13 protein-coding genes and 1 rRNA gene are annotated in these 14313 nt (G+C 69.3%); 11 read left to right on the forward strand and 3 right to left on the reverse strand.

What is annotated here, in order from left to right; genetic code table 11:
- The 9 genes from rrf to CCK91_RS17605 all read left to right on the forward strand — a co-directional run.
- A 5S ribosomal RNA gene (gene rrf, locus CCK91_RS20155) occupies window positions 1–68 on the forward strand; the annotation flags it as partial.
- Window positions 69–297: 229 nt separating this feature from the next.
- A complete protein-coding gene (rpmB, locus tag CCK91_RS17570) occupies window positions 298–534 on the forward strand; it encodes a 50S ribosomal protein L28 (protein ID WP_056010522.1) in 237 nt (78 codons plus the stop codon).
- On the forward strand, window positions 534–701 hold the full coding sequence (rpmG, locus tag CCK91_RS17575; protein WP_056010525.1) for a 50S ribosomal protein L33: 168 nt from the start codon (window positions 534–536) through the stop codon (window positions 699–701). Before rpmB ends, rpmG begins: the two co-directional genes overlap by 1 nt.
- Window positions 702–703: 2 nt before the next feature.
- A complete protein-coding gene (gene rpsN, locus CCK91_RS17580) occupies window positions 704–1009 on the forward strand; it encodes a 30S ribosomal protein S14 (RefSeq protein ID WP_064294760.1) in 306 nt (101 codons plus the stop codon).
- Between the two features lie 114 nt (window positions 1010–1123).
- Window positions 1124–2542 carry a DHA2 family efflux MFS transporter permease subunit gene (locus CCK91_RS17585; protein ID WP_369821919.1) on the forward strand — a complete coding sequence of 473 codons (1419 nt, stop codon included), beginning with the start codon at window positions 1124–1126 and terminating at the stop codon, window positions 2540–2542.
- Between the two features lie 203 nt (window positions 2543–2745).
- Complete coding sequence (locus tag CCK91_RS17590; protein ID WP_064294762.1) at window positions 2746–3027, forward strand: HU family DNA-binding protein; 282 nt, start codon at window positions 2746–2748, stop codon at window positions 3025–3027.
- A 160-nt stretch (window positions 3028–3187) separates the two neighbouring features.
- A complete protein-coding gene (locus CCK91_RS17595) occupies window positions 3188–4357 on the forward strand; it encodes an exonuclease SbcCD subunit D (protein WP_086475141.1) in 1170 nt (389 codons plus the stop codon).
- On the forward strand, window positions 4357–7572 hold the full coding sequence (locus tag CCK91_RS17600; RefSeq protein WP_086475142.1) for an AAA family ATPase: 3216 nt from the start codon (window positions 4357–4359) through the stop codon (window positions 7570–7572). Before CCK91_RS17595 ends, CCK91_RS17600 begins: the two co-directional genes overlap by 1 nt.
- A 108-nt stretch (window positions 7573–7680) precedes the next feature.
- Window positions 7681–9675, forward strand: a complete 1995-nt coding sequence (locus tag CCK91_RS17605) for a cytochrome c oxidase assembly protein (protein WP_086475143.1) — start codon at window positions 7681–7683, stop codon at window positions 9673–9675.
- A gap of 68 nt (window positions 9676–9743) precedes the next feature.
- Here the strand turns inward: CCK91_RS17605 and CCK91_RS17610 are convergent, their stop codons facing one another.
- Window positions 9744–10811 (reverse strand): hypothetical protein, encoded by a 1068-nt coding sequence (locus CCK91_RS17610; RefSeq protein ID WP_086475144.1) that lies wholly within the window; start codon window positions 10809–10811, stop codon window positions 9744–9746.
- Between the two features lie 66 nt (window positions 10812–10877).
- On the opposite strand from CCK91_RS17610, the gene CCK91_RS17615 reads away from it, so the two are divergent.
- Together CCK91_RS17615 and CCK91_RS17620 are read left to right on the forward strand one after the other, a co-directional pair.
- The gene (locus tag CCK91_RS17615) at window positions 10878–12137 is read left to right on the forward strand and encodes an ATP-dependent DNA helicase (protein WP_079003639.1); all 1260 of its coding nucleotides are present in this window, start codon (window positions 10878–10880) and stop codon (window positions 12135–12137) included.
- Between the two features lie 164 nt (window positions 12138–12301).
- Window positions 12302–12736: a hypothetical protein gene (locus CCK91_RS17620; protein ID WP_086475145.1), complete on the forward strand. Its 435-nt coding sequence runs from the start codon at window positions 12302–12304 to the stop codon at window positions 12734–12736.
- A gap of 52 nt (window positions 12737–12788) precedes the next feature.
- Here CCK91_RS17620 and CCK91_RS17625 read toward each other — a convergent pair whose 3' ends face one another.
- Complete coding sequence (locus CCK91_RS17625; protein WP_086475146.1) at window positions 12789–13493, reverse strand: alpha/beta fold hydrolase; 705 nt, start codon at window positions 13491–13493, stop codon at window positions 12789–12791.
- Window positions 13494–13615: 122 nt separating this feature from the next.
- Window positions 13616–14275 (reverse strand): biliverdin-producing heme oxygenase, encoded by a 660-nt coding sequence (locus CCK91_RS17630; protein ID WP_086475147.1) that lies wholly within the window; start codon window positions 14273–14275, stop codon window positions 13616–13618.
- Window positions 14276–14313: the final 38 nt, after the last annotated feature.

The following is a 14313-nucleotide window of genomic DNA, read 5'->3' on the forward strand; positions in this document are numbered from 1 at the left end:
AAGCTAAGACTCTTTGCGCCGATGGTACTGCAGGGGGGACCCTGTGGGAGAGTAGGACACCGCCGGACTTCTTCGTTGAAATGGCCACCCAAGGTCTTGGGTGGCCATTTTGCGTTAAGTACGAGAAACACCAATTTGCAAAACGCCTGGTCACAGCGTACGCTTGACCCTTGATGTGGACGCTCCATGTCCACATCGTGTCCACGATCCCCACTGCTCAGGCAGACCGGGGTCGCGCACGCCGACAAGAGATCTTGGGCAGGGCAGTCGCCCTGCGGTAATGAAGGAGAAACTACTATGGCAGCAGTGTGCCAGGTGACAGGAGCCGTTCCCGGCTTCGGTCACAACATCTCGCACTCGCACCGTCGCACGAAGCGCCGCTTCGACCCGAACGTGCAGAAGAAGACCTACTACGTGCCGTCGCTGCGTCGTAACGTCACCCTCAAGGTGTCCGCCAAGGGCATCAAGGTGATCGACGCCCGTGGCATCGAATCCGTCGTCAAGGACATTCTCGCTCGTGGGGTGAAGATCTAATGGCTAAGCAGCAGGACGTCCGTCCAATCATCAAGCTCCGTTCGACGGCTGGTACCGGTTACACGTACGTGACCAAGAAGAACCGTCGCAACAACCCTGACCGTCTCGTGCTCAAGAAGTACGACCCCGTAGTGCGCAAGCACGTTGAATTCCGAGAGGAGCGCTAAACATGGCTAAGAAGAGCAAGATCGCCCGTAACGAGCAGCGCAAGGTTATCGTCGACCGCTACGCCACGAAGCGCGCCGAGCTGAAGAAGGCCCTCGTCGACCCCGCCGGGACCGACGAGTCGCGTGAAGCAGCTCGCCTCGGCCTCCAGAAGCTCCCTCGCAACGCTTCGCCGGTTCGCCTCCGCAACCGCGACGCGATCGACGGTCGCCCGCGAGGCAACCTCTCGAAGTTCGGCATCAGCCGCGTTCGCTTCCGCGACATGGCGCACAAGGGCGAACTGCCCGGCGTCCGCAAGTCGAGCTGGTAACACCCGCTCAGTCGGAGCTCACATTCCGCTGACACAGCATCGCAACACCGAAAGGGCCGTCCGCATCGCGGGCGGCCCTTTCGCGTTGTCGGCGACAGCTGCAAGGATCGAACGATTCCCACATCCATCGAGGAGGCGCTGCTGGACGTCCGCACGCAACGAGCGATCGCCCTCCTGGTCGCCGGCTGCTTCTTCATGGAGAACCTCGACGGGACGATCCTCACCACCGCCGCTCCGAGCATCGCGCGCGACCTCGGGACCTCGTCGACCGCCGTCGGGCTCGCCGTCACCGCATTCCTCCTCACGGTGGCCGTGCTCATCCCCGTCAGCGGTTGGCTGACGGACCGGTTCGGTGCCAAGCGCATCTTCGCACTGGCGATTGCCGTGTTCACGATCGCCTCCGTGCTGTGTGCGCTGAGCTCGAGCCTGCCGATGCTCGTCGGCTTCCGGGTGCTCCAGGGCGTCGGCGGAGCGTTGATGGTGCCGGTCGGTCGACTGGCCGTGCTCCGGGTGACCCCCAAGGAGCGGTTGATCCAGGCCATCGCCCTGCTGACCTGGCCGGCCCTCGCCGCCCCGATCATCGCGCCGTTCCTCGGTGGGGTCATCACCCAGTACGCCTCCTGGCACTGGATCTTCCTCATCAACGTGCCGATCGGTGTCGTCGCCTTCGTCGTGGCGCTCCGCATCGTCCCCGACTTCGCCGCCGACGAGGTGCCTCCGCTCGACTGGCTCGGCCTGTCCCTCGCCTGTGTCGGGCTCGCGTCGCTCCTCGTGGCGGCGTCCCTGGTGTCCGGCGCCGGGTTCGACGCCGGGTGGTTCATCGGGTCACTCGTCGCGGGCATCGTCCTGCTCGCCCTCGCGATCCGACACCTGTTCCGTGCGCCGCACCCGTTCGTCGACCTCCGCTCGCTGCGGATCGAGACCTTCCGCCTGGCCAACGCCGGCGGCAGCGTCTACCGACTCACGATCAGTGCCGTCCCGTTCCTCCTGCCATTGCTCTTCCAGGACGCCTTCGGCTGGACGCCGGTGCAGGCCGGTTCGATGGTGCTCTTCCTCTTCGCCGGCAACCTCGCGATCAAGCCGGCGACGACCTGGATGCTGCGGCGGTTCGGATTCCGTCTGGTGCTCGTGTCGTCGAACCTGGTCGGGGTCCTGTGCATGGCCGGGATGGCGTTCCTCACCGCTGACACGTCGATCGTGCTGATGGCTGTGCTGCTCTTCCTCAGCGGGGTCGCCCGGTCGATCGGCTTCACGGCGTACAACACGATCACCTTCGCCGACGTCGAACCCGCTGCGATGTCGCGCGCCAACACCCTCAACTCGACCCTGCAACAGGTTGCGAGCGGCTTCGGTGTCGCCGTCGGGGCGATCCTGCTGACGACCGGATTCTCCCTCGAGGACGGGTTCGGTGGTGGTCGGTTACTGCCGTATCAGTTCGCGTTCCTCGCGATCGCCGTCCTGACCCTCTTCCCGACGATCGAGGCGTGGTTGCTCTCGCGGGCTGCCGGGCACAGCGTCATCGGCGTCCGCTGAGCGGCCACACTGACGCCTCCCAGCTGGGAAACGACCGACACGCAGGCCCGTTTGTCCGCGTAGAGCGGAGAAATCCGCGAAATCTCGCGGATTGCTGCTACATTCGAGGCGGTCACACCGACCAGTTGGTGCCGTATCAGCGACACCTTCGCTACCAACACATCAGCTGTACGTTGCAGCAACGTCCGAGGAGGACCCTCACAATGGCAAATTTGAACAAGACCGAACTCGTCGCCGCCATCGCCGCATCGACCGGCCAGAGCCAGGCGACCGTCGGCAGCGTTGTCGACGCGCTGTTCACCACCGTCGCTGAGACCGTCGCCACGGGCGGCAAGGTCTCGATCCCGGGTTGGATCGCCTTCGAGCAGACCGACACCGCCGCTCGCACGGGCCGCAACCCGCAGACCGGCGCCGAGATCCAGATCCCGGCCGGCAAGCGCGTCAAGGTGACCGCGGGCTCGAAGCTCAAGGCTTCCGTCAAGTAAGTCGTCGCGGGCGTCAGCCCGCACGGACTCGGACCGCGGAGACACTCCGCCGGTCCAGACCACACAGCAGGGCGTCGCGAGAGCGGCGCCCTGCTGTCGTTCGTCCGGGTGCCGTCCGGGGCACGGCGAGGTGTCGGCGGCTCGGCCTAGCATTGCTGTCATGCGGATCCTCCACACCTCGGACTGGCACCTCGGCCGTTCGCTGCACGGGGTCGACCTGCTCCCCTTCCAACGCGACTTCCTGGCGCACCTCGAGCAGACGGTCGTGGACAACGAGGTCGACGTCCTCCTCGTCGCCGGCGACATCTACGACCGAGCCATCCCGCCGGTCGAGGCGGTGACGCTCCTGTCGGAGTCACTCGGGCGGCTGGCGGGCCGCACCCGCGTCATCCTCGCCCCGGGCAACCACGATTCGGCCATCCGGCTCGGTTTCGGCGCCGCCATGCTGCGCGACGGGATCGACATCCGAGCCGACCTCGCGCGGATCGGCGAACCGGTCCTGGTGGACGACGAACACGGGACCGTCGCCTTTTACCCACTGCCCTACCTCGACCCCGACACCGCACGGGGGGTGCTCGCCCCGGACGACCAGCCGCTCGCGCGGTCCCACGCCGCCGTCATGGGTGCAGCCCTCGAACGCGTCCGAGCCGATCTCGCGCAGCGTCGCCAGAACGGAGCGGTCCGATCGGTCGTGGCTGCGCATGCCTTCGTCATCGGTGGTCTCGCGAGTGACAGCGAACGCGACATCCGGATCGGCGGGGTCGATGCGGTGCCCGCCCAGCTGTTCGACGACTTCGACTACGTCGCGCTCGGCCACCTCCACGGTGCGCAGCGCGTCGGGGCCGCGACGGGCGCCGACCGCATGCGGTACTCCGGGTCGCCGCTCGCCTACTCCTTCTCCGAACGCAACCAGGTGAAGTCGAGCGTGCTGGTCGACCTCGCCGCCGACGGCTCCGTGCACCTGGAGCTACTGCCGGCGCCGGTGCCGCGTCGGCTCGTCGACGTCACGGGAACCCTCGCAGAGCTGCAGGGCCCTGCGGGAGACGACGCCGTCGACGCCTGGGTGCGCGCCACGGTCACCGACGACGTCCGGCCACCGGAGCTGTACGCCACCCTGACCCGGCGCTTCCCGCACCTGCTCGTCTGGTCGCACGCGCCGGCGAACCGCTCCGAGGAGGCGCGCGCCGCAGCCGTCACGGCGGTCTCCGACCCGGTCGAGGTCACCGCCGAGTTCATCGAGTACGCGACGGGTGCACCGGCGACCACTCGCGAGCGCGAGCTCATCGCGGCGGCGAACGAGGCCGCACTCGCTGCGGAGGTGAGCGCCTGATGCGCCTGCACCGACTCACGCTGCAGGCCATCGGGCCGTATGCCGGTGAGCACACCATCGACTTCGTCGAACTCGGGCGGGCTGGTCTGTTCCTCCTGGAGGGACCGACCGGCGCCGGCAAATCCACGATCATCGACGCCATCGTGTTCGGGCTGTACGGCGAACTCGCCGGAACCGGGGCCAGCAAGGACCGCCTCCACTCGCACCACGCGCAGCCCGGGACGGAACCGTTCGTGGAACTCGTGTTCGAGACCGGATCCGGCGTGTACCGGGTTCGGCGGACGCCGGCCTACCAACGGCCGAAGCAACGCGGTGCCGGCTTCACCCCGCAGCAGGCGAGCGCCACCCTCGTCCGCCTGACCGATCCCGACGCGCTGGCCGGAGAGACGCTGTCGACCCGCGCGCAGGAGATCGGTCCTGAGATCAGCCGGATCGTCGGTCTCACCCGGGAGCAGTTCGTCCAGACGATCGTCCTCCCGCAGGGCGAGTTCGCGAAGTTCCTCGCCGCCGGCGGTGAGGAACGCAGCGAACTGCTCCGGTCGCTGTTCGGGACGGAGCACTACGAGCGAGTCGCCAAGCACCTCGTCGAGCAGCGGCGGCAGGCCCAACGCGACATCGAAGGGGCACGAGAGGCGCTGGGCCGCGCGATCGCCCGGTTCGCGGGAGCGGCCGAACTCGACGACGCACGGGAACTCGTCGCGGGCAGGGGAGCGGACACCCCGGTCGGGATGGACGCCCCCGCGGCAGTCGATGCCGAGTCAGGGGATCCCGCGACTGATGATCCGTCGGCTGCGGATCCCGACCTCGACCTCGACCCCGACGTCGCGACCCTCGCGGTCCCGCTCGAACCCGATTCCGAAGACCTCGTCGGTGACGCCACGCGCATCGTCGCCGTCCTCGAGTGCCACGCCGCCGCCGACGCCTCGACTGCTGGCGAGGCGGGGGTCGCCCTGGAGCGCGCTCGCGCCGAACACGCCGCGGCCCAGACGCTGCTCGCGTCCATCGAACGTCGCGCGGAGCTGCTGACCGAGCGCGAGCTGCTCTCGGTGGACGACGAACCGGTCGCGCGGCTCTCCGAACGGATCGCGGCAGCGGCTCGGGCGGACACCGTCGCGTCCGCGCTCGCCGGAGCGGCCAGGGCATCGGTGGCGCTCGAGGACGCCATCGCGTCGCTCGCCGCGATGGAGGAGCAGGCCGACGAGGCGATCGTCGCACTCGACGACGCGTCTGTCACCGCGCGCCGCGAATCCCTCACCGTCGAGCGGGCGTCGATGGCGTCCGTGCTCGTCCTCGAAGCCGCCGACGCCGACCGCGAACGCGCGCTCGCAGCACTCACCGAAGAACTCGCGACCGTCGACGAACGGCTCGCCGAGCTCGCAGGGGAACAGACGCGACGGGACGCCCGCCGGGCCGCGCTCAGCTCGGCACCGGAGCGTGCCTCGCGTGCGGCCACCGAATCGACCAGGGCCGCCCGGTCCGTCGAGCGCGCGGCTGAACGCCGTGCGGTGCTGGATCGGGTGGACGCGGCCGACGAACGCCTCGCGGGGCTCGCCGTCGAGGTCGCCGAGGCCGCCACGGCCGCGAAGGCGGCGATCGACGTCGAGACGTCGCTGCGCCTCCGGAGGATCGAGGGTATGGCGGGTGAACTCGCCACCGGCTTGCGGGACGGCGAGCCGTGCAGCGTCTGCGGCTCGCTGAGCCATCCGGCGCCCGCGGTGCTCGACGGAGACCACCCCGACGCGGACGCGGTCGAAGCGGCATCCGTCGCTCGGGCCGATGCCGAGGCGACGATGCAGTCGGCGCAGAACACCCGCGACATCGCTTGGGCGGAGCGCCGACGCCTCGTCGAGCAGTTCGTCGCGCTGGCCGACGACCCGGGCGACATTGCCGCGGTCGGCTCCACCGACGCTTCGACGACGGCGACGACCGGCTTCGACCCGGTCGCTGCGCGGGCGGCCGTCGATGCGGCCGCTGCGGAGGCCGAGCGGCAGCACGCGGAGGCCGTGGTGGTCGCCGAGGAGGCGGACGCCGAGGTCGCGGAGGCCGGGCGCCTCGCCGAGGAGCACCTGGCCGGTGTGGTCGCGGTGTCGGAACGCACCGCCACCCGGGCGACACTGACTGAGCGGCTCGCCGCCGCGCAGCGCGTCCACGAGCAGGCCCGCGCCGAGGTGGCCGGCGTCCTCGACGGTCGGGCGGCTTCACTGGCCGAGCTCGACGCGATGCTCGAGGCCGAACTCTCCTCGCTCTCCCTGCTCGCGGCGGCACGGGCGACCGTCGCAGACCGGCGCCAGCGTGACGCCGAGCGCGCGGTCGAGCTGGAGGCGGCACTCGAGCGGGCCGGGTTCGCCGACCGCGCGGCTGCGGAGGCCGCAGCCATGAACGGGGTCGAACGGGCGAGCGCAGAGGCGCGGGTGGCCGATCACCTGCGTCACACGACCGCGAACGCCGAAGCACTCGCGAGCCCGGCTCTCGCGGGCCTCGCCGGTACTGCAGCCCCCGACGTCGAAGCGACGGCCCGACGACTGGCCGACGCCGAAGCGGCGGCAGGCACCGCGACCGCGGCGGCCGCCGTCTCCGCACGACGAGCGACCAACGCGGCTGCCGCCGGCACGGCGCTCGCCGAGGCGGCCGACGAGAACGCCGATGCGGTCCGCGAGGCCGCGGCCGTCGTCCGCCTCGCCGACGTGGTGTCGGCCACCGGCAGCGAGAACAGCACGAAGGTCACCCTCGGCACCTACGTCCTCCTGCGCCGCTTCGAGGATGTCGTGGCGGCGGCGAACGCGCGCCTGGAGTCGATGTCCGGAGGGCGCTACGAGCTCGTCCGCAGCGATGTCAAGGAAGGACCCTCCCGCAGCCAGCGCGTCGGGTTGTCGCTCACGGTCCACGACCACCGGACCGACCGGCGTCGCGATCCGAAGTCGCTGTCCGGTGGCGAGACGTTCTACGCCTCGCTCTGCCTCGCACTCGGGCTGGCGGACGTCGTGACGGGCGAGGCCGGCGGGGTCGAGCTCGGCACGCTCTTCGTCGACGAAGGGTTCGGCAGCCTCGACCCCGAGACGCTCGACACCGTGATGGCCGAGCTCGGTCGGCTGTCGGCCGGCGGGCGCGTCGTCGGCGTCGTCAGCCACGTCGAGGAGATGAAGCAGCGCATCGGCGAGCGCATCGAAGTGCGGCGGCTCGAAGACGGCTCCTCGACCCTGCTCGTCCGGGCGTGAGCGGCGCCCTTCGACAGGCTCAGGGACCGGTGGTTCGGCTGAGGGACCGGTGTTTCGGCTGAGCCCGCTGCGGTCGGGGTTCCCAGCAGCGCCGCGTAGGCTTGCAGCGTGAATCGTGTCGTCCGCCTCGCGGGTCCTGCCCTCCTGCTCCTCGTAGCTGTGGCGACCCTCCTCGCGGGACTGGCCTTCGGCGGTGGAGCGGATGCGCAGCTGCTGGGCGATCCCGGCGCCGTCGTGCGGTGGGGGCTCCCGATCGCACAACTGCTCGTCAACCTGAGCGCCGCCGTCACCATCGGTGCGTTGCTCATGGCCTGCTGGGCGCTCAGCCCGGACCGGCGCGAGTACGGCGCGGCGCTCGACGTCGCCGCAGCCGGCGCCGCGGTCTTCACCGTCGCGTCCGGCGTGACGGGCTTCTTCACCTTCCTGAACGTCACGCAGGTCCCGCTCACCTTCGACGACGCGTTCGGCGCGAAACTCAGCCTCTTCTTCACCGGGATCGAGTCGGGCCAGGCCTGGCTGCAGACGACGCTCATCGCCGCGGCCGTCACGGTGCTCTGCTTCGCCGTCCGCAACCACACGGTGCTCGTGTTCGTCTTCGGGCTGTCCCTCGTGTCGCTGCTGCCGATGGCCCAGCAGGGGCACTCCGCCGAGGCGAGCGGGCACAACGCCGCCGTCACCGCGCTCGGCCTGCACCTCGTGTTCGCCGCCATCTGGCTCGGCGGTCTGCTCACGCTCGTCTTCATCCGCAAGACCCTCGAGGACGGCCGGCTCGCCCCCGTGCTCATGCGGTACTCGACCGTGGCACTCGTGTCCTTCGTCGTCGTGGCGGTCTCCGGATACGTGAGCGCTGAGCTGCGCATCGGGTCGCTCGACCGCCTGGGCACCCCGTACGGCATCCTCGTCCTCGTCAAGGTCTTCGCCCTGCTGGCGCTCGGCCTGTTCGGTGCGCTGCAGCGTCGGGTGCTGATCGGTCGCATCGAGCGGTCCGCCGCTGCGCGTGCGGACACCCTCGCGGGCCGCACCGGCACCTTCTGGTGGCTGGTCGCACTCGAGCTCGGGTTCATGGGCATCGCCTCCGGTGCCGCCGCGGCCCTCGCGAAGACCGCCCCGCCGGTCGATCAGGCCGTACCGAGCACCCCGACGCCCGCGGTCCTGCTCACCGGTGAGGAACTGCCGCCGGAACTGACCTTCTCCCGGTACTTCACCGAGTGGAACATCGACCTCCTCTGGTTGCTGGCCTGCGCCTTCGGCATCTTCTTCTACATCGCGGGCGTCGTCCGCCTCCACCGTCGTGGCGACTCCTGGCCGATCCTGCGCACCGTCAGCTGGGTGCTGGGCATGCTCGTGCTCTTCTACCTCACCTGCGGCGGCATCAACGTCTACCAGCCGTACCTCTTCAGCGTGCACATGCTCGGGCACATGGGCCTCACCATGCTCGTCCCGGTGCTCCTCGTCCCCGGAGCGCCCGTCACATTGCTCGCGCGGGCGGTGCGGAAGCGCTCCGACGACTCCCGAGGGGGTCGGGAGTGGGTGCTCCTGGCCGTGCACTCGAAGTTCGCGGGGATCATCTCGAACCCGCTCGTCACCGCGGTGCTCTTCGCCGGATCACTCTGGGTCTTCTACTACACGCCGCTGTTCCGCTGGTCGATGGAGGACCACATCGGCCACGAGTGGATGGTGGTGCACTTCCTCATCACCGGCTACCTCTTCGTGCAGTCGCTCATCGGCATCGACCCGGTCCCGTACCGGCTGCCGTACCCGATGCGGCTCCTGCTGCTCTTCGCGACGATGGCGTTCCACGCGTTCTTCGGGCTGGCGATCATCTCCTCGACCGGGCTGTTCCTCGCCGACTGGTTCGGGGCGATGGGACGCACGTGGGGGCAGGCGCCGCTCCTCGACCAGCAGACGGGCGGCGGGATCGCCTGGAGCGTCGGCGAGATCCCGACCCTGGCGCTCGCCGTCGCCGTCGCGATCTCGTGGAGCAAGAGCGACGCGAAGGACCAGAAGCGACTCGATCGCAACGCGGACCGCACGAATGACGCGGAACTCAACGAGTACAACGAGCGTCTCGCGCGCATGGCGGCCAACGACACCCGCTCCTAGCCCGCGAACTGTCACTCCGGAACAGTGTGAGGGGTGTCGGACTGTGCTGGAGTGACAGTTCGCGGGCTTCAGCGGAGGTCGATGTAGAGGGAGCCGTCGTCGCGGATCGTCACGAAAGCCGAGAGCGTGAACGGGACGTCCTCGTCGAGGGTCGAGACCGTTCCGTCGAACAGCGACTTCACATCGACGACGAGGTGCGCGGCTCCGTCCGTCGCCGGCATCTGCCAACCGGTGTCGCCCGGCTGGACCGCCACCACGGGGTAGGCCGCGATGGACCACACCGGGAGGTCGTCCACGCGATCGCGGATCACCATGCCGAACGGGCACCCGGTGGGCTGGAGGACCTGTTGTGTGGCGCAGTTGTCGAGGTAACCGTCGATCTGCGTCTGGACCTCGGAGACGAAGTCGGAGGTGGCACTCGCGGTCACCTCGGCCTCGACGACGCTCGCGACCTCGGTCGTCGTCGCCGTCTCCACCGACGCCGCAAGGTAGGTGGTGTCGACGTCGAAGTCGACGCTGCCCGGCGTGAAAGTGAGGAGCGGGATGGTGGAGGTGAAGGCACCCTCGGTCCCCTCCGCGACCCGGCGGGTGTCGAGCTCGAAGCCGTTCGCCCGGAATCCGGTCGTCTGTGCGACCGTCAGCTGGACGACGCTCAGGGGGCTCGTCTCGAAGCGCCACGACGGGAACAGTCCGAAGGTGCGCTCGCCGCTCGTGATCGAGAACATCGTGCTGTGCGGCTGCCCCGCGAGTCGGTACGAGAAGGTCACCTCGTGGGCGCCCGAGGCGGTCGTGACGTCGGAGACGAGGCGCACGTCCTCGACCGTGCCGAGCGCCTCGCTCCGGAGCAGGGTGTCGGAGCTGTCTGCCGGCAGGCCCGCGTCGGCGAGTTCGGCGGAGCTCAGGGCGACCCCGGGCAACGCGAGCGCGGTCGCGGCGTCGTCGTCGGCGAGGGCGTCCAGGTACCCGCGCGCGAAGGAACCGGCGCCGTAGACGTCGCGGGCGACGGCCGACCAGGCGGAGACGATGGCCGCGCCGAGCAGGGCCGCGATGCAGAGCCACAGCACGACGGCGCGGACGAGCGCACCGCGCACCGTTCCCGGGCGTCGCAGCTCCCCACGTGTCGCGACATGGCTCATCCTGACATCCTAGGCGGGCACCTCGCATAGGATTGGAGGGCGAAAACGGGAGGGAACCGAAGCATCATGAGCGTAGCCCTCTCCGCCGAGCAGCAAGCCGTCTTCGACCGCATCGAGAGCACCCGCGAGCACCTGTTCGTCACCGGTCGAGCGGGCACCGGGAAGTCGACGCTCCTCAACCACCTCGCCTGGAACACCTCGAAGCAGCTGGCCATCTGCGCCCCGACGGGTGTCGCCGCGCTGAACGTCGGCGGCCAGACGATCCACTCGCTGTTCCGCCTGCCGATCGGGCTCATCGCCGACCACACGATCGACCAGAACGATCAGACCCGCAAGCTGCTCAACTCCATCGACACCCTCGTCGTCGATGAGGTCTCCATGGTGAGCGCCGACCTCATGGACGCGATGGACCGGAGCCTCCGGCAGGCCCGGCAGCGGCCGCGCGAGCCGTTCGGCGGCGTGCAGATCGTCCTCTTCGGCGACCCGTACCAGCTCGCTCCAGTGCCCGGCAGCCTCGAGGAACGGGCGTACATCGCCGACACCTACCGCTCGTTCTGGTTCTTCGACGCCAAGGTGTGGTCCGAGACGCCGCTGCAGCTCGTCGAGCTCACCGAGATCCACCGTCAGCACGAGGCCGAGTTCAAGTACCTCCTCAACGGCGTCCGGCACGGCCAGGTCACCGCCGAGATGGCCGGCCGACTGAACGGCATGGGCGCCAGGACCCCTCCCGAGGACGGCGTCATCACCCTCGCGAGCCGCAACGACACCGTCGACCGCATCAACAAGGCCGCGCTCGCCAAGCTCGACGGCAAGCCGCTCACCGCGAACGCGGAGGTCTCGGGCGACTTCGGCGGGCGGGCGTTCCCCGCCGACGAGGCGCTCGACCTCAAGGTCGGTGCGCAGGTCATGTTCCTCCGCAACGACAGTGAGCGTCGCTGGGTGAACGGCACGCTCGGGACCGTGGTGAAGATCGACTCCACCGTCTGGGTCGAGGTCGACGGCGAGCAGTTCGAGGTCGAGCCGGCGACGTGGGAGAAGTACAAGTACTCCTACTCCTCGGTGACGAAGCAACTGAAGCGCGACATCGTGGCGGAGTTCACGCAGTTCCCGCTGCGGCTCGCGTGGGCGGTCACCATCCACAAGTCGCAGGGCAAGACCTACGACCGCGCGATCGTCGACCTGGGCAGCCGCGCGTTCAGCCCGGGGCAGAGCTACGTCGCGCTCAGCCGGATCTCCACGCTCGACGGTCTCTACCTCTCCCGGCCGCTGCGCCCGAGCGACATCATCGTCGACACCGACGTGAAGCGGTTCATGTCGGGGCAGTAGCGTCTCTGGTCTCGGCCGAAGCCGTCCGGTCCCTGAGCCTGTCGAAGGGCGGCGTCGCAACGGTCGCACCTGCCCTTCGACAGGCTCAGGGACCGGGTTCGGGCTCAGGGATCGGCAGAGTTTGTGCGAGCGGGACTGCACCCGAAGAACTACGATTATCGCTCATGACCTATGGACAAGCTCAGTGGCCGCAGCCCGGTCCGATCACCGCCTGGCGCACGCTCGAGCTGAACGCCAGCAAGCCGCCGTTCGCCGGATACTGGGGGTTCATCCCACTCGTCGTGCGCATCGACGGCTTCGAGCACCGCCCGACCTGGGGACCGTCGCAGTTCACGGTTCCAGCCGACCGTCCCGTGCAGGTCTCGTGCTCGATGGCCTGGCTGTGGGAGTTCGGCCGTGCCGACTACCTGCTGCAGCCCGGCGAGGCGCCGACGCTCGACTACATCGCGCCGGCGCAGCAGTGGGTCTCAGGCTCGCTCGCACCGAGGGGTCAGGCGGTCATCAAGGGACGAGGCGTGCAGATCGCGATGTACGCCGTCCTCGCGCTGGTCTTCGTCGCCATGTTCGGCGTGCTGGCGCTCTCGCTCGCCATGTCCTGATCGGACCTCTGCGGCCCGCGCTGCGCTGAATCAGCGGCTGGGTGGCGTGACCTCAGGTGCGGTCGACGGCCTGGAGCAGGATCGCGCCGAGCTCGGCCGGCTTCGTGAACTGCGGCCAGTGGCCCGTCGGGAGGTCGACGAACTCGACGTCCTGCAGCCGCGCCAGCTCCGCGACGTACGGGTGGCCCTGTTCCATCAGGCCGCGCAGCATCTCCGAGGAGAACTCGCACGCGACCACGGTCGCCGGGACGGACAGGCGGCGGTCGTCGTCGGAGAGCTGCTGTCGGTCGACGGCGACGCCCTTCGGTTGCGGGACGGCTCTGGCCCGGAACTGTTCACGGAGCTCGTGGTCCAGGTCGACGAGGTCCTCCGCGTCGAACACCGTCCAGTCGGGTAGCGGGATCTCGGAGCCCGACGAGGGGAGTTCCTCGTTGATGCACGCGCCGTCGGCGAGTGGGCCCGAGTCGACGTACACGGCGCGGACGACGCGGTCAGGGCGGGCGTCGATCGCGGCGGAGATGATGGCGCCACCGCCGGAATGCCCGACGAGCACGACGGGCTCGGTGCCGGCGTCGATCTCGGCGACCACGGCGTCGACGTGGTCGCGGAGGCCGATGCCGGCGCGGTCGGCAGTGACGCTCTCGAGGCCGGGGAGGGTGAGCGGTCGGACCCGATGGCCTGCCGCTTCGAGCGGGGGTGTGACCGCACTCCAGGAGGATGCGTCGAGCCAGAAACCGGGTACGAGGATGACGTCCATGCCCGAGATGCTACGCCGGGCCTGCGAGCCGCGCGAGGGATGCTTCGCCGCCCGCAGTTCGTTCGCCCATGTTTGGGCGAACGAACACCCATTCGCCCAAGAATGGGCGAATGGACGGGAGATCAGGCGACGGCGGTCGCTGCGGCCTTCGCGGTCGCGAGGTCGCGGAAGAGGTCGGTGTTGAAGCGGTACGCCACCATGACCTCGTCGATCACGCGGGCCTGCTCCTCGTCGTCCCACGGCACGGCGTCGAGCTGCTCGCGGTAGGTGTCCTTGAACTCGCGCGGCTTCGCGATGTCGCCGAAGAGGTAGAAGCCGACACCGTTGGTGTCGAAGCCGAACTGGCGCTGCATCAGCGTGCGGATGATCTGCCCGCCCGAGAGATCACCGAGGTACCGGGTGTAGTGGTGCGCGACGAAGCCGCCGGGCCAGACGGCGCCCACCTCATTGATCCGTGCCACGTACCGGGCGGTGGTGGGGAGCGGGGTGATCTGTTCGCGCCAGTCTGGACCGATGAGGAACTCGAGGTCCTGCACGATGGCGGGAAGCCGCGTCAGCTTGTCGCTGATGAACGGAGCGGCGACGGCATCGGCGCGCATGCGGTCGGCTGCGGCTTCGAGGGCCTCGTAGATGAAGAAGTGCTGCGCGACGAGGGCGACGTAGTCCTCCTTCGAGCCCTTCCCGGTCATGAGGTCGCTCATGAAGTCCGCCCCCTCGCTGGAGGAGTGGCCGGAGGACGTGCGCTCGCGCAGGGCCTGGGAGAAGGGGATCACAGTGCTCATGTCGGACTCCGCGTCGGCTGGTTCGGTAAGGGTTGCCT

It is taken from the genome of Plantibacter elymi (nom. nud.) (genome assembly GCF_900177795.1).
GTDB lineage: Bacteria > Actinomycetota > Actinomycetes > Actinomycetales > Microbacteriaceae > Plantibacter > Plantibacter elymi.

Excerpts from the sequence above, each read along its gene's own strand:
- rpmB (WP_056010522.1), top strand. The coding sequence starts at position 298 with ATGGCAGCAGTGTGCCAGGTGACAGGAGCCGTTCCCGGCTTCGGTCAC.
- rpmG (WP_056010525.1), top strand. The coding sequence starts at position 534 with ATGGCTAAGCAGCAGGACGTCCGTCCAATCATCAAGCTCCGTTCGACG.
- rpsN (WP_064294760.1), top strand. The coding sequence starts at position 704 with ATGGCTAAGAAGAGCAAGATCGCCCGTAACGAGCAGCGCAAGGTTATC.
- CCK91_RS17590 (WP_064294762.1), top strand. The coding sequence starts at position 2,746 with ATGGCAAATTTGAACAAGACCGAACTCGTCGCCGCCATCGCCGCATCG.
- CCK91_RS17595 (WP_086475141.1), top strand. The coding sequence starts at position 3,188 with ATGCGGATCCTCCACACCTCGGACTGGCACCTCGGCCGTTCGCTGCAC.
- CCK91_RS17600 (WP_086475142.1), top strand. The coding sequence starts at position 4,357 with ATGCGCCTGCACCGACTCACGCTGCAGGCCATCGGGCCGTATGCCGGT.
- CCK91_RS17610 (WP_086475144.1), bottom strand. The coding sequence starts at position 10,811 with ATGAGCCATGTCGCGACACGTGGGGAGCTGCGACGCCCGGGAACGGTG.
- CCK91_RS17615 (WP_079003639.1), top strand. The coding sequence starts at position 10,878 with ATGAGCGTAGCCCTCTCCGCCGAGCAGCAAGCCGTCTTCGACCGCATC.
- CCK91_RS17620 (WP_086475145.1), top strand. The coding sequence starts at position 12,302 with ATGACCTATGGACAAGCTCAGTGGCCGCAGCCCGGTCCGATCACCGCC.
- CCK91_RS17625 (WP_086475146.1), bottom strand. The coding sequence starts at position 13,493 with ATGGACGTCATCCTCGTACCCGGTTTCTGGCTCGACGCATCCTCCTGG.
- CCK91_RS17630 (WP_086475147.1), bottom strand. The coding sequence starts at position 14,275 with ATGAGCACTGTGATCCCCTTCTCCCAGGCCCTGCGCGAGCGCACGTCC.